At 49.4% G+C, this 13,425-nt stretch carries 14 protein-coding genes and 1 riboswitch; of the genes, 12 read left to right on the top strand and 2 right to left on the bottom strand.

Annotated elements, in window-relative coordinates:
* Positions 1 to 14: 14 nt before the first annotated feature.
* Positions 15 to 764 carry a glucose 1-dehydrogenase gene (locus NST96_RS14355; protein WP_003390460.1) on the top strand — a complete coding sequence of 250 codons (750 nt, stop codon included), beginning with the start codon at positions 15 to 17 and terminating at the stop codon, positions 762 to 764.
* Positions 765 to 928: 164 nt separating this feature from the next.
* On the opposite strand, the gene NST96_RS14350 is transcribed toward NST96_RS14355, so the two are convergent.
* The gene (locus NST96_RS14350) at positions 929 to 1,621 is read right to left on the bottom strand and encodes a CAP domain-containing protein (RefSeq protein ID WP_003390458.1); all 693 of its coding nucleotides are present in this window, start codon (positions 1,619 to 1,621) and stop codon (positions 929 to 931) included.
* A gap of 7 nt (positions 1,622 to 1,628) precedes the next feature.
* A riboswitch (cyclic di-AMP (ydaO/yuaA leader) is annotated at positions 1,629 to 1,784 on the bottom strand.
* A 275-nt stretch (positions 1,785 to 2,059) separates the two neighbouring features.
* On the opposite strand from NST96_RS14350, the gene NST96_RS14345 reads away from it, so the two are divergent.
* The 5 genes from NST96_RS14345 to NST96_RS14325 all read left to right on the top strand — a co-directional run bounded on the left by NST96_RS14345 (position 2,060) and on the right by NST96_RS14325 (position 7,027).
* Positions 2,060 to 2,533 carry a RidA family protein gene (locus tag NST96_RS14345; protein ID WP_035990159.1) on the top strand — a complete coding sequence of 158 codons (474 nt, stop codon included), beginning with the start codon at positions 2,060 to 2,062 and terminating at the stop codon, positions 2,531 to 2,533.
* 4 nt (positions 2,534 to 2,537) lie between these two features.
* Complete coding sequence (gene ilvA, locus NST96_RS14340; RefSeq protein ID WP_024983613.1) at positions 2,538 to 3,515, top strand: threonine ammonia-lyase; 978 nt, start codon at positions 2,538 to 2,540, stop codon at positions 3,513 to 3,515.
* A 16-nt stretch (positions 3,516 to 3,531) separates the two neighbouring features.
* Entirely contained in the window at positions 3,532 to 4,719 is a 1,188-nt protein-coding gene (locus NST96_RS14335) for an amidohydrolase family protein (RefSeq protein ID WP_003390454.1), read from the top strand.
* An 83-nt stretch (positions 4,720 to 4,802) separates the two neighbouring features.
* On the top strand, positions 4,803 to 5,456 hold the full coding sequence (locus tag NST96_RS14330) for a PAS domain-containing protein (RefSeq protein ID WP_003390453.1): 654 nt from the start codon (positions 4,803 to 4,805) through the stop codon (positions 5,454 to 5,456).
* Positions 5,457 to 5,482: 26 nt separating this feature from the next.
* Complete coding sequence (locus tag NST96_RS14325; RefSeq protein WP_122959052.1) at positions 5,483 to 7,027, top strand: AbgT family transporter; 1,545 nt, start codon at positions 5,483 to 5,485, stop codon at positions 7,025 to 7,027.
* Between the two features lie 91 nt (positions 7,028 to 7,118).
* On the opposite strand, the gene NST96_RS14320 is transcribed toward NST96_RS14325, so the two are convergent.
* Positions 7,119 to 7,484 carry a rhodanese-like domain-containing protein gene (locus tag NST96_RS14320; protein WP_003390451.1) on the bottom strand — a complete coding sequence of 122 codons (366 nt, stop codon included), beginning with the start codon at positions 7,482 to 7,484 and terminating at the stop codon, positions 7,119 to 7,121.
* 369 nt (positions 7,485 to 7,853) lie between these two features.
* On the opposite strand from NST96_RS14320, the gene NST96_RS14315 reads away from it, so the two are divergent.
* From NST96_RS14315 to NST96_RS14290, 6 genes are all read left to right on the top strand, one after another.
* Entirely contained in the window at positions 7,854 to 8,669 is an 816-nt protein-coding gene (locus NST96_RS14315) for an inositol monophosphatase family protein (protein ID WP_003390450.1), read from the top strand.
* A gap of 357 nt (positions 8,670 to 9,026) precedes the next feature.
* Complete coding sequence (locus tag NST96_RS14310; RefSeq protein WP_003390449.1) at positions 9,027 to 9,230, top strand: cold-shock protein; 204 nt, start codon at positions 9,027 to 9,029, stop codon at positions 9,228 to 9,230.
* A gap of 225 nt (positions 9,231 to 9,455) precedes the next feature.
* Positions 9,456 to 10,376, top strand: a complete 921-nt coding sequence (locus NST96_RS14305; protein ID WP_003390448.1) for an aminoglycoside phosphotransferase family protein — start codon at positions 9,456 to 9,458, stop codon at positions 10,374 to 10,376.
* A 207-nt stretch (positions 10,377 to 10,583) separates the two neighbouring features.
* Complete coding sequence (locus tag NST96_RS14300) at positions 10,584 to 11,276, top strand: Na-translocating system protein MpsC family protein (protein ID WP_003390446.1); 693 nt, start codon at positions 10,584 to 10,586, stop codon at positions 11,274 to 11,276.
* Positions 11,277 to 11,398: 122 nt separating this feature from the next.
* On the top strand, positions 11,399 to 12,091 hold the full coding sequence (locus tag NST96_RS14295; RefSeq protein ID WP_171506833.1) for a Na-translocating system protein MpsC family protein: 693 nt from the start codon (positions 11,399 to 11,401) through the stop codon (positions 12,089 to 12,091).
* A 16-nt stretch (positions 12,092 to 12,107) separates the two neighbouring features.
* On the top strand, positions 12,108 to 13,322 hold the full coding sequence (locus tag NST96_RS14290) for a PAS domain S-box protein (protein ID WP_003390444.1): 1,215 nt from the start codon (positions 12,108 to 12,110) through the stop codon (positions 13,320 to 13,322).
* The last annotated feature ends 103 nt before the right edge of the window (positions 13,323 to 13,425 follow it).

Genomic DNA, 13,425 nt, shown 5'->3' with positions numbered 1-13,425 from the left:
GGGAGGATACGACTATGGGTCGTCTAACAGGAAAAGTCGCCATCATTACAGGTGCGGCAAGCGGTATGGGGGCACAAACAGCTCGTCTGTTTGCCCAGGAAGGCGCGAAAGTAATCGCGACGGACATGTCCGAAGACAAGCTGCAAGAAGTGGTGAATGAAATCAAGGCGGACGGCGGGGAAGCCATCGGGGTCAAACACAACGTCGTTTCCGAGGACGAATGGAAAAACGTCATCGCACAAGGTCTGGAGGCATTTGGCAACATTCACGTCCTGGTAAACAATGCGGGTATCAGTACAGATGCTACGATTGAGCAATTTACGATGGAAAACTGGAACAAGGTGATGGATGTAAACCTGACCGGCTGCGTGCTGGGAATGACGCTGGTTTACCCTGAGATGAAAAAGGCTGGAAGCGGTTCCATCATCAACATTTCGTCTATCGCAGGACTAGTTGCTCTGAACTTTACGAATGGTTACACCGCTTCCAAAGGGGCGTTGAGAGCTCTTACGAAAGCAGCAGCTGTCGAATGCGCGAAGGATTCCGTCCGCGTGAACTCCATTCACCCGGGCATTATCGAAACACCAATGACGCAAATGATCACGGCTCCAGAGGTTCGGGGCATTTTTCAGGCGCAAACGCCGCTGCCTCGTCTCGGCAAACCCGAGGATATCGCTTATGGTGCACTTTATCTCGCTTCGGACGAGTCTTCGTTTGTGAGCGGCCTTGAAATGGTCATCGACGGCGGCTGGTGCGCTCGTTAATGAGCCTCTGATCCGGGTGTCGCCATTTTCTCCTTTGATCACAAAAGCCTAGATCGATACCATGCCCACCAGCTTCAGGTGGGCTTTTTTTGCAAGCAGGGAAAAAACCGAAAAAACCGAGTCACTCTGTTGAGCAACTCGGTTCTTCTCTGCAGCCATCAAGGTTATCCGGTAAATTCTTGTACCCAGTAACCATTTTGGTAGCCTACGCCGATTTTCGTGAAATTCGGGTTCATGATGTTTTTGCGGTGACCGTCACTGTTCATCCATTGCTGCATCACTTCTTCAGCGCTGCGCTGACCCATGGCGATGTTTTCGCCTGCAGTCATGTACGATACGCCAAAGCGCTTCATCATGTCAAATGGAGAACCGTAGGTAGGGCTGTTGTGATCAAAGTAGTTGTTTTGATCCATGTCAGCCGCTTTTGCCAATGCTACCTTTTCCAATGCAGCATCGTAAGCAAGCGGAGCCAGACCGGCTTTTGCACGCTCTTGGTTTACCAGATTTGCCACTTCGCGAGCAAACTGGGAGGAAGCGTTGACAGTGTTGCTTGCCGGAGCTTTAGCCGGTTGTTGAACTGGCTTTTGTACCGGCTGCTGAACCGGTTTTTGTACCGGCTGTTGCATCGGAAGCTCTACCCATTGCATAGAGTTGGATGGAAATGCCCAGTTCCATTGGTTCCATTGGTTCGATGGTTGGGATTGTTGCGAAGGTTGGGAATTCATGAAATATGGGAGCCATTGCCCTTGATTAACAACATTTTTTACCGGGCATGTGGCAGCAAATGCTGAAGTGGACATCGAAGTAACAGCCAATCCCAAAGCAATAGCGATGATAGACTTGCCGAATGGTTTCATGTTCTCATCGTCTCCTTTTCTTCGCCTACGAGGTTAGTTGTCGGGTTCGGGCTGAGGATACAACCCTTCACAAGCGTGATTCACCCCAATGCAGAGTGGCTAACTCTACAAAAAGAAGTCCCCCGCACTTCCACTTCTTTGGAAGTTTCGGCTTGTTTGTTTGGCTTAACTAGGATAACAAATAGACTTGAGAGAATGGAACCTGTAAATAATGGCAGACCTTGTTGACGCTTGTTCAGAAAAGGAAATACCGCCGTGTATTTGTGGCATGATTTCCATGACAGGCGGCTGGAGGATTCAGCGGACGGGTGCATGTTGTTGATTTTTTTCTAAAAAATTTGTCGATATCAAAAAAATTGTATCATTTTATTCCGGGATCGTGATAGAATGAGAATATCGAGTGTTGATTAGAATTTTCAGAAAAGCGTGGTGGTACTTTTGTCATTTGTGGAAAAGAGACTTGAAGAGCTGGGGGTAAGTCTGCCCCCGAACCAACCGCCTTTGGCAACCTACGTATCCTGCGTGCGTTCGGGCTGCCTGGTTTTTACCTCAGGAGCCGGCTGCTTTGTCGATGGGAAACCGCTCTATACGGGCAGGCTGGGCAGGGACCTTACTGTAGAACAAGGATATGAGGCCGCACAGATTACTGTCCTCAACCTGCTCAGCATGATCAAAGCGGAGATTGGCAATCTTGATAAGATTGAGCGGATTGTGAAAGTACTCGGACTGGTGAGCAGCGCAGACGATTTTTACGACCAGCCCCAGGTTATGAACGGGGCTTCCGATCTGCTGGTGAACGTTTTTGGCGACAAGGGGAAGCATGCCCGTTCTGCCTTGGGCACATCCGTTCTGCCCATGAATCTGCCTGTGGAGATTGAAATGGTCGTAGAAATCAGGGAAGAGGAGAGATAAACGCATGTTCGTTACATTGGAGCAAATCAGGCAAGCCAGGGCCAATCTCGCGGGTGTCATCTTGCCGACACCTATGCAGTATTCGCGCACTTTCAGCGAATGGTCAGGCAATACCATCTACGTAAAATGCGAGAATCTGCAAAAGACAGGGGCGTTCAAAATCCGCGGCGCGTACAACAAGATCGTGAGCCTGACAGACGAGGAAAAAAGACGGGGTGTCGTGGCCTTTTCTGCAGGCAATCACGGCGCAGGCACTGCCTACGCTGCCCAGATCCAAGGGATTGCAGCTACAGTGGTCATGCCGACCAATCCTGTACCGAGCAAGCAAAATGCGATCCTTCATTACGGCGCCAAAGTAGTAGATGGAGGGAGCACCTCCATTACCATGTATGAAAAAGCGCTGGAGCTTCACCAAAGCGAAGGTCTTGTCTTGATCCATCCGTTTGAAGACATGCATATTATCGCAGGGCAAGGCACGATCGGCCTGGAGATTTTGGAAGAGCTTCCCGACGTTGACGTGGTCATCGTTCCGGTCAGCGGGGGAGGGTTGATATCGGGCGTGGCGGCTGCTTTGAAGGAGACAAAGCCGGCCGTGCGCGTGATCGGCGTGAATAGCGAGGGGGCCATGGCGATGTATGAATCGCTTCGGCACGGCTGCCCGTTTGAAGTGGAAAAGGTGGATACGATCGCGGATGGATTGATGGCCAAAAAGCCGGGAGAGATCACGTATGCACACACGAAAAGATACGTCGACGAGATGGTATTGGTCTCCGAGGAAGAGATTGCAAGGACGGTGGTGAGCCTTGCGGAACGGGCCAAGATGGTAGTAGAGCCGTCCGGTGCGGCCGCTTTGGCAGCAATGATTCACCATCGGACTGCACTCAAGGGAAAAAAGGTAGTCGTGCTGGCTTCAGGCGGCAATGTAAACATGAAGCTGCTCGCTGAGCTGGTCGAAAAGTACACGCAACAAATCCCAGTATAAACAGGGTGGTGCTGACGTGAGGCGAAAAATATACAATGTAAGAATAATCGACGTTGTACATTTGCGGCAGATTGAAAGAGGAACGGTTGTCTTTGACGAATCCGGAATATTGCATGTCTCTGAGGCAGGCAATGCGGAAGTGGCAGACTGGGAGTTCGACGGAACGGGAATGACGCTTTTGCCCGGCTTGATCGACTGCCATGTGCATTTGGGCATGGACGCTTCACCTGATCCCTTCAGGCAAATCAGACTGGATTCCGCAGCGGACACGGCGTTTCGGGCTCATCAGCAAGGAAAACAGTTTCTCGAGGCTGGCATCACGACAGTACGGAATGTGGGTACACGATACAATGTAGATATTTCCTATCGAAATGCGGTTGAGCGAGGCTTTGTCGAGGGGCCGCGCGTCTACGCATCCGGCCAGCCCATCGTCATGACTGGCGGGCACTGCCATCCAATGGCGATTGAGGCTGATGGGGTTGACGAGGTGAGAAAGGCCGCCCGAAGCCAGTTGAAAGCGGGAGCAGATCTCTTGAAGCTGATGGCCACGGGCGGTGTCCTAACAAAAGGAACAGAGCCGGGCTCCCCGCAGCTTTCAGAGGCAGAGCTGCGCTGCGCTTGCGAGGAAGCTTCTCATGCCGGAAAAACAACTGCAGCTCATGCGATTGGTTTGGAAGGAATCAAAAACGCCATTCGTGCAGGCGTTACGACGGTCGAACACGGAACGGTACTCGATGACGAGGCCGTCCAATTGATGATCGAAAACGGAACGTTTCTGGTTCCGACCCTGATTGCTGCGACGCTGATCCTGCGCCAGCCGTCTGAGAGCGGAGTGCCTGAGGAGTTTGTCCGCAAGGCAGAGCCGTTTGTCCAGATCCATCGGGAAAGCTTCCGCAAAGCGCTTCGGCACGGAGTGAAGATTGCTGCAGGCACAGACGCCGGTACCCCTTTTAACATCCCAGGGTATTTGGCGGATGAATTGCAGCTCATGCACGAGGAAGGAATGCCAGCGATTGAGACGATTCGGGCCGCGACGCTGCAGGCAGCTGCATGCATGAAGCTGGAGGACAGAACGGGTTCCATTGAGGCAGGAAAATGGGCAGACCTGCTGCTTGTGGAGGGAAATCCGGTGGAAAACCTGCTTTCTCTCAAGCGAGTAAGGCAGGTGTATAAAGGGGGTAAGCTTTGCGTACACCACCGGTAAACAAGCAGGCCTCGTTGACGATTTGCCCAGGAGACGCAGCCGCATTCTCCCACATAAACACGCTAGGAAATGAGGTTTCACACATGAGTTCATTGCATCCCATTTTGGCCAGTTATATTCCTGTAGTTGAGGGCCTGGCTCGAACGATTGGCGACCACTGTGAAGTCGCCCTGCACGACATGACCAACCCCGAGGCTTCGATCATTGCCATTCACAACAGCCATGTAAGCGGCAGAAGCCCGGGAAGCCCGGTGACCAATCTCGGTCTGAAGCTGCTCCGTCAGGGCGAGCAAGGGCATGACTTCATTCTCAACTACAAGCACGAAGGGATTAAAGACAAAATCATCAAATCCAGCACGATTTTTATCAGGGACGAGCATCAAGCCATTATCGGTTGTATCTGTATCAATCTGGACGTGACCAGCCTTGTGATGGCCGAGTCTATTCTCAAAGGAATGGCTTCTTTTCAGCAGGAGCCAAGTGAAGAAAAAACGGAAGAACGCTTTGCTCCCACTATCTCCGAGTTGATGGACCAAATCATTGAGGAATGCATCCGCAAAATCGGCAAACCCGTCCCCTTTATGCAGAAGGAGGAGAAAATTGCCTTTATCGGTCTGCTCGATGAAATGGGGCTGTTTTTGATCAAAGGCGCTGTGCAGCACGTAGCCGACCTGCTGGATGTTTCCAAGTACACGATCTACAACTACGTGGAGAAAACGGGTAAGCAGCCTTCGTAAATTGAAAGGGAAGGGCGGGGAATATGATGGCGGCACCTGTTACGCAACAGACGAATGCAAGTAAAAAAGGATTCTTTTTGAAATTCCTTGACCGTGTGGAAGTGCTTGGCAATAAATTGCCGGATGTAGTCACACTGTTTCTCGTCATAATCGCCGCCATTTTGATCCTTTCCGCTATCGCTGCCGCACTCGGATGGTCGACGGTGAATCCCACCAATCATGAGCGGATCGCCGCAGTCAACCTGCTTAGCAAAGAGGGGATCGTCCGCATTCTGACCGAGATGGTCAACAACTTCACCTCATTCCCGCCGCTCGGCTTGGTTCTGTCGGTCATGCTTGGCGTCGGATTGGCAGAATCAACCGGCTTGATCGGCGCAGCGATGAGAAGGACTGTACTGGCCTCCCCGCGTTCGTTGATTTTGCCGATTATCGTCCTTGTCAGCATGTTGGGACACGCCGCCGGAGACGCGGCCTTCATCGTTATGCCACCGATCGCTGCGATGATTTTCACCATGCTCGGCCGGCATCCGATCGCAGGGCTTGCTGCCGCATACGCTGCTGTAGCCGGCGGCTTCAGTGCCAATCTGGTTGTTTCCGTATTGGATGTGACGTTGGCAAGCTTTACGCAGACAGGGGCTCAAATGATCGATGCGAGCTATATGTCCAGCCCTGCGATGAACTTCTATTTTATGGTGGCTTCCACTTTGATGCTCGTTCCTTTGACCGTATGGATCACTGTCAGGATTGTGGAGCCAAGGCTGGGAAGCTATACACCACAAGCTCAACAAAATGCTGTGGAAGCACAGGTGACACCGGAGGAAAAACGAGGATTGCGCTGGGCCGGTATTGCTTTGTTCGTCTGCGTGGTCATCCTGTCAGCCGTCACCATACCGAGCGGTTCGCTGCTTCGCGACCCTGATACCGACTCGCTGATTGTCTCTCCATTTATGAAGTCGCTCGTTCCCATTTTGCTCTTTTTGTTCGGGATTCCCGCTGTCGCCTACGGTATTGGAGCCGGTGTGATTCGCTCGGACAGAGATGTGGCCGAACATTTGGGAAAGACGATGTCCGGAATGGGCTATTACATCGTTCTGGCATTTGTCGCCTCGCAAATGATCGCGTATTTCAACTGGAGCAATCTCGGTCCGATTATTGCGATCGAGGGAGCTGCTTTTCTGCAAAACATCGGCTTGACAGGCCTTCCGCTGCTGATCCTGTTTATTCTGTTCGTCGCTCTTATCAATCTCCTCATTGCAAGCGCGACAGCGAAATGGGCAATTCTCGCGCCGGTCTTTGTCCCCATGTTTCTGCTGCTGGGGTACAGTCCCGCTTTCACCCAGGCTGCCTACCGCATCGGTGATTCGATCACCAATCCGATCACACCTATGCTGCCGTATTTTGCGATCTTGCTTACTTTTGCCAACAAATATCAGAAAAATCTGCAAATGGGAACCTTGATCTCAATCCTTCTGCCGTATTCGTTATTCTTCGGGATTTTTTGGCTGCTCCTGTTTGCGCTATGGTACCTGTTAGGCATGCCGCTTGGTCCGGGCCACTTTATCAAGGGATAAGAGTTTGGGAGGAAAGGTCCTCTCTGAGCAAGATGCCTCCGAACCAAACAGATTGGCAGCCGCCGTCAAGAAAAACAACCAGCGAGACAGTCTAGTCCGCTGGTTGCTTTGGTTCGTTTCCGCCATTCTCGTGATATTGTTTCCAGGCAGTCAGCCCGCCTTCGAGCGAGGTGGCATCGTAGCCTTTTTCGCGCAAGAGCTCAGCCGCTTTTCGCGCCTTGTTTCCGCTCGTACAGATCGTGATGATCTGTCTATCCGTTGGCAGTTCTTTCATTCTTTCCTGAATGTCTTCGTCCGGTTCGACCATCTTCAGATACGGGAGGTTCTCCGTCGGCACGCCGTAATCGTTCAAGCTTTCTGCACGATATTTGTCTTCATCACGCACATCGAGCAAGTATAGCCTCTCTTTGTTTGCAAGGCGGACAAGCAAGTCGCGGACCAGGATTTTTTGTTCCATGTATCAATCTCCTGTTCTTTGTTTGAAGTCTTTTGGCAAATCCTTCAGGCCATTCCATTTTACCATGCGGACGGCTTTATTTGTGACTTAACCCATAATGGGGGTGCATGAACATATCGTGTCTATTAGGTTGGAAGCAAAAATTCGTTTGTTTACAGTGGAAAGGGTTTAGATAGAACATGACTATATAGCTCACTGGCACAGAAGCGGAATGATCCAAAAGAAATCATGAATGTTTCGGGAATGATCTGCCGTAGGTATGAAAGGGAAACGGAAAAACAGGGGAATCCTGAAGTTGCTGCTGACGTGCCTCCATCCTACAATCGCCAAAGGCATTGAAGACTGTTTTCCAGACAGGAGGAAACAAGCGTGAGCTATGTAGAGCTTGCCAAGCAAGTGGCGAAAGAAGCGGGTACGATGATCAAAAACAGGCGCGAATCCCGATTTACGATAGAAGAAAAAGGCAATGCCTTCGATGTGGTCACAGAGCTTGACAAAGCATCAGAAAGCCTCATTCGCAAACGGATTTTGGAAGCGTACCCTGACCATGCATTTTTAGGGGAAGAAGAGTCCTTTGCAAACCACCATTCTTTTGTAAAATCGCTAGCAAAGGCAGACGAGACTCCTTTTCTTTGGATCGTCGACCCGATTGACGGAACCAGCAACTATGTGCAAAGAATTCCGGGCTTCACCGTTTCCATCGCCCTGACCAGCAAAGGAGAAGTGATTGTCGGCGTCGTTTACGACCCGAGCCAGGATGAATTGTTCTGGGCGGAAAAAGGAAAGGGAGCGTTTGTCAACGGGAAAGAGCTGAAGGTCGCCGGCACCGAGGATGTAGCCAGAAGCGTGATTGCGACGGGCTTTCCCTCAACACCGCTGATGCGTGAAGCGGTGTTGAAGGGGATAGGAGAGCTGGGACCGCGCTGCCAAACAATGAGGGTGCTGGGGTCCGCCGCTCTCCATCTCGCTTATGTCGCAGCGGGGCGCTTGACCGCTTTCTGGGAATATGGATTGAATGCTTGGGATGTGGCGGCAGGAACACTGCTGATCACGGAGGCAGGGGGACAGGTAACCGACATGGCAGGAAATTCCTACAAGGTCAGCACGCCTCATGTTGTAGGAAGCAATGGCCAGATTCACCGAGAGCTGTTGACGCATTTGCATCCGATAAGGTTGGATGTGTAGCAGAACAGATTGATCAAAGAGATGAGACCAGAGTTTGTTTCAAAGGAGAGCCGGAATCCTTGCGATTTGCTTTTTCATTCCAATTCAGTTACTATGAAGAGACTTGAATGAGCCTCTTTTGAATTTCTGATTCACACTGGCGCGGTCTACGGAGCCGCAAGGATGGAAGAGAGGTAGGGCTTTCGTCGTTTTGGATGTTTGAACAATAGACGAAACCTTTTTGGACCAAATATAGTAATGAAGGCTGTAATTCACCTTTTGGATAATTATTTCTTCATTGCTTTGTGTGCGTGTGATTTTCATGTACATGAAGGAGCTTGGATTGGCATATACTACTGTTGGAGGTTGGTTACAACAATGCAAACGATTGGAACAGTAAAATGGTTTAATGCAGAAAAAGGTTTCGGGTTTATTCAAGTAGAAGGCGGGGAAGACGTTTTCGTACATTACAGTGCGATCCAGGGAGAGGGCTTCAAATCCCTGGATGAAGGCCAGCGTGTCCAGTTCACTATTACCCAAGGGAATCGCGGACCTCAAGCTGAAAATGTAGTGAAAATATAAAAGCCCCACCCAAAAAAGCAACTGTCTTTGAGGCAGTTGCTTTTTTGCGTCTTTTTTCGTTCTTTGGTTCCTCTGCATCCAGGGCAAGAACTGTAGCTGTTTAGTCGGATGTGATGACGATGGTGAGAGGAATCTGAAAATAATTCCGAAAAAACGGAACAATTGGATACACGTTATGGTAAAATTCTCTTCCACAATGTTTGAAGAGGGGGTACTGGCACTGAGATGAACGATATTCTGCAAGCCTTTCGGGAGAACATTCCCGCACTCGCTCATGCGAGTGACATCCGCCGAATTGCCGAAGGGTTTTCACCTGATCAAAAATACGTGGTCAGCTATGACGACGGAACCAAATTGCTGTTGAGAACGGCCGACTTGAAGCAGTACGAGCGAAAATACGCGGAATACGGGATCATGGAAGCGATCCAAATGTACGGAGCGAAAAGCCCCCAGCCTATAGACATCGGCAGGCTTGAGCAATCAGAGTTGTGCTACTACTTGCTCAGCTATATCGACGGAGAAGATGCAAGAGGTGCCATTCCCGATTGCCCACCGGAGAAGCAATACCGGATCGGCTGGGACGCCGGGCAGGACCTTGCCAAATTGCATCAGCATCCCGCCCCCCATTCGATTTCCTCTTGGTATGAACGAGCGACGAGAAAGCACCATAACTATGTGAAGGCGTATAAGACCTGTGGAGTGAAAATGGAAAACGACGCCCGGATAATCCGCTTTATTGATGAACACCAGAAGCTCCTGAAAGCCCGGCCCAACAAGTTTCAACACGACGATTTTCATGTTGGCAACATGATTGTCCATGAAAAGCGGTATGCCGGAGTAATTGACTTCAACCGTTTCGATTGGGGCGATCCGATTCACGACTTCTATAAATTGGCACTCTTTAGCAAGGAATGCAGCATTCCCTTTTCGGTCGGACAAATAGAGGGGTATTTTTATGAAAGGGGAATACCGGCTGACTTTTGGACACTGTATGCAGTCTATGCCGCCATGTCAATCTTTTCCGCGATAGTCTGGACGGTCCGCGTAACCCCCGAAAAAGTAGACGAAATGGTCGAACGACTGCATAGCCTGTGCGAGGATCATCGCTATTTCGAGACCTGCAAGCCTGATTGGTTTAAGGAATAATCTCGTCTTGGCTGGATTTGGTTTGGGGTTCGGCATTGAAAAAATGTTTAGGTCCATGTTTCAACTCTCCCAAAAAGAGGTAAAGCTTACTATAGGATAAAAAGGACGTATAAGTTTCACGGTTTATGCCGAAAATTTACCTTGTCTATGTTATAGTAAAATGGGGGAAAGGAAAGAACGCCTTTTCCTTACAAGAGGATTGATCATGTGGAGACTAACGTACAAAGAGACCTGAGCAGTTATATCGGACGGGTTCTACGCGATCACTTTGGAAAAGGCCCCGAATCTGTCTTTGTCACCTTGGGACATACCTTTATTACCTGCTATTTGCGGAATTTCCTCTCGCCAATGGAGCGCGTCCTGCTCGAACAGGACCAGATCGTCACCATTCTGCAGACGAGAGATTTGCTCATGAAAAATTTGCTTCCGGAGATCACGGCGTACTTGAAAATAGCCACGGGCGTGGAGATTCGGGAAGTTTATTACGATTGGGGCTTACATAACAGATCGGGTATCATTGTCGCGCTTACTTCGGAGCCGCTGCCGCACGCAGGCGAAATTGCGGAAGCGTTTACGGGTAAGGAGCAGTTGCATGAGGAAATCGAAAAGATAAGCATTCAAGTGGAAAAAATCCCGGAAGAGATGTTCTCATACAAACTGAATATGAGGACCATCCTCGTAGTCCGCAACGGTATTTTGGTGGCCATTGAAAAAGAGTTCATCCGGCTCGGCTTTTCGGAATCGCTGCGGATCGCCAAAAGGCAATTGGAAAAAGGTATGCTTCACAATGATCTCCATTTTGAGTCGATACTTGGGACCAAGGTTGTCGATTTATTTGTAGACTGGGATTTCGGAAGAGATAAAAGTGTCATCGTATTTATCGTCAATCCAACCTCATAATTCGGTGGAAATGAACTAGACATGACAAATGAGCTAGACATGAGCCGGAATGGCAGCTGCCCAGGCTGACTGTTCCGGCTCTTTTTTTAATTGAAAACTACCCTTTTAAAAGGAATGAAACGATGGAAAGCGTAGTTCAGCAAACAGAGATCAGCAGCTATATTGGGAAAATCCTTCGGGACAACTTTGGGAAGGGACCGGAATCCATTTTTGTATCGATCGGACATACTTTTATTACCGTCTATATCAAAAACTTCTTGTCTCCTATCGAACAGGTGTTGTTGGAACAAGGCCAGGAAACCACAGTTAACAGTATCAGAGACTCACTCATGCAAAAGCTGTTGCCGGAAATCAAAACGTACATAAATAAAATAACAGAAAGAGAGATTACCGAGTTTTATTACGACTGGAATTTCCATCGAAAGTCGGGGCTTTTTTTGGGGATTGCTTCCACGCCTTTTTCATACAATCCTTCCTTTTCAGAGCTTTATGAAGGAAAGGAAGCTTTGCATCGCGAGATATACCTGCACCATGAGCAAGTGCAGAGAAAACCGGAGAACCTCGTTTCCTACCAATTGCATGCGAGATTGATTCTGCTTATACAGCAGGGTGTATTTGTCCAGATCGAAAAAGAATTGATCCGGCTTGGACACGAAGACATTGTCCTTTTGGCGAAGAAAAATGTGGAGAAGCAGTTTCTAGGCAAAAACAGCCATATTGAAAGTGTTCTGAACAGAAGGGTCATCGAATTGTTCGTTGCATCCAATGCAAGGATGGACAAGAGTATTATCGTGTTTATGCTGAGTGCTCCGTAAAGCGAAAGAGAGGAAGATGCAGCGGCTGGCCATCATGAAAACTCCGGGCAAATCAGAGGAAGGTTCTCGCAAATTGCTTGTCACAATCGAGATTTGGAAGGAGCGATATTCGTTGAAGTTTGGTGCTGATGTGGAGAACAAATCACTGTTTTTACAGACATTTACATATTCTTCGATTGGAATGGCTTTGGTCTCCTTGGATGGGCAATGGATGAAAGTAAATCAATCCTTCTGCGACCTGATCGGCTATACAGAGGAAGAGCTCTTGTCCCGAACCTTCCAGGATATTACCCATCCCGACGATCTCGCGGCAGACCTTGATTACATGCAACAGCTGCTGGAAGGGAAGATCGAATCCTATCAGATGAGAAAGCGCTACGTTTTGAAACAGGGTCGCGTGGTTTGGGTGCTGCTGAACGTCTCCATGGTCCGGGACGACTGCGGGCGCCCGCTCTATTTTCTCACACAAGTGCAGGATATTACCGCTTTGAAAAGATCGGAGGGTCTTTTGCTTGAAAACGAGCGAAAATTGACCGAGGAGCTTTTGCGAAATTCGGAAAAGCTGACGATAGCCGGCCAGCTAGCGGCGGGCATTGCACATGAAATCCGCAATCCATTGACATCGCTGAAAGGATTTTTACAGCTCATCAAAAAGGGACCAGACTATAAAACAGAGTATCTGGACATTATGGAAGCGGAGCTGGACCGGATCGAAGTCATTGTCAACGAGCTTTTGCTGCTGGCCAAGCCAACAGATCGAAAGTTTGAGGAGAAAGATGTTAAATCAATGCTGCAAAACGTCATTACATTATTGGAAACGCAGGCTCTTATCCATAATGTACAGATACTGACCGCGTTTACCCCCGGCGTCACCATTTACTGCGATGAAAATCAGATGAAGCAAGTGTTCATCAATCTGATGAAAAATGCGATTGAAGCAATGCCGGGCGGCGGGAAGCTCCTGATCCAGGTCAAGAAAAAACAGGAGCTTGCCGTTATCCGCTTTATCGACCAAGGGTGCGGGATTCCTAAAGAAAAGCTGAAGCAAATCGGTTCTCCGTTTTATTCCACCAAAGAGGACGGAAACGGACTCGGCCTGATGGTCAGCTATAACATTATCGAAAACCACCACGGGAAAATCCATATTGAAAGCGAGATCGGGGTAGGATCGACGTTCACCGTCAGTCTTCCTATCTATACGCCGTCGCGGCTCCATCCTGCGTTCCATTAAACTCGACTCTGTTTGCCTTTTCGGCGCTTCTTGAAACTCCCGCCCTTTTTTGCCTATAGCACAGAGCTATTTAACGTAGAGGCTGCCCTTCCCTAGAAATATC

It is taken from the genome of Brevibacillus sp. FSL K6-2834, from assembly GCF_038592925.1.
In the GTDB taxonomy this organism is placed as follows: Bacteria; Bacillota; Bacilli; order Brevibacillales; family Brevibacillaceae; genus Brevibacillus; species Brevibacillus borstelensis.
This window is presented reverse-complemented; position numbering and strand designations above follow the sequence as displayed.

Bases quoted from the DNA above. Each gene is read 5' to 3' on its own strand.
- NST96_RS14355 (WP_003390460.1), top strand. From the start codon at position 15: ATGGGTCGTCTAACAGGAAAAGTCGCCATCATTACAGGTGCGGCAAGC.
- NST96_RS14350 (WP_003390458.1), bottom strand. From the start codon at position 1,621: ATGAAACCATTCGGCAAGTCTATCATCGCTATTGCTTTGGGATTGGCT.
- ilvA (WP_024983613.1), top strand. From the start codon at position 2,538: ATGTTCGTTACATTGGAGCAAATCAGGCAAGCCAGGGCCAATCTCGCG.
- NST96_RS14330 (WP_003390453.1), top strand. From the start codon at position 4,803: ATGAGTTCATTGCATCCCATTTTGGCCAGTTATATTCCTGTAGTTGAG.
- NST96_RS14325 (WP_122959052.1), top strand. From the start codon at position 5,483: ATGGCGGCACCTGTTACGCAACAGACGAATGCAAGTAAAAAAGGATTC.
- NST96_RS14320 (WP_003390451.1), bottom strand. From the start codon at position 7,484: ATGGAACAAAAAATCCTGGTCCGCGACTTGCTTGTCCGCCTTGCAAAC.
- NST96_RS14310 (WP_003390449.1), top strand. From the start codon at position 9,027: ATGCAAACGATTGGAACAGTAAAATGGTTTAATGCAGAAAAAGGTTTC.
- NST96_RS14305 (WP_003390448.1), top strand. From the start codon at position 9,456: ATGAACGATATTCTGCAAGCCTTTCGGGAGAACATTCCCGCACTCGCT.
- NST96_RS14295 (WP_171506833.1), top strand. From the start codon at position 11,399: ATGGAAAGCGTAGTTCAGCAAACAGAGATCAGCAGCTATATTGGGAAA.
- NST96_RS14290 (WP_003390444.1), top strand. From the start codon at position 12,108: ATGCAGCGGCTGGCCATCATGAAAACTCCGGGCAAATCAGAGGAAGGT.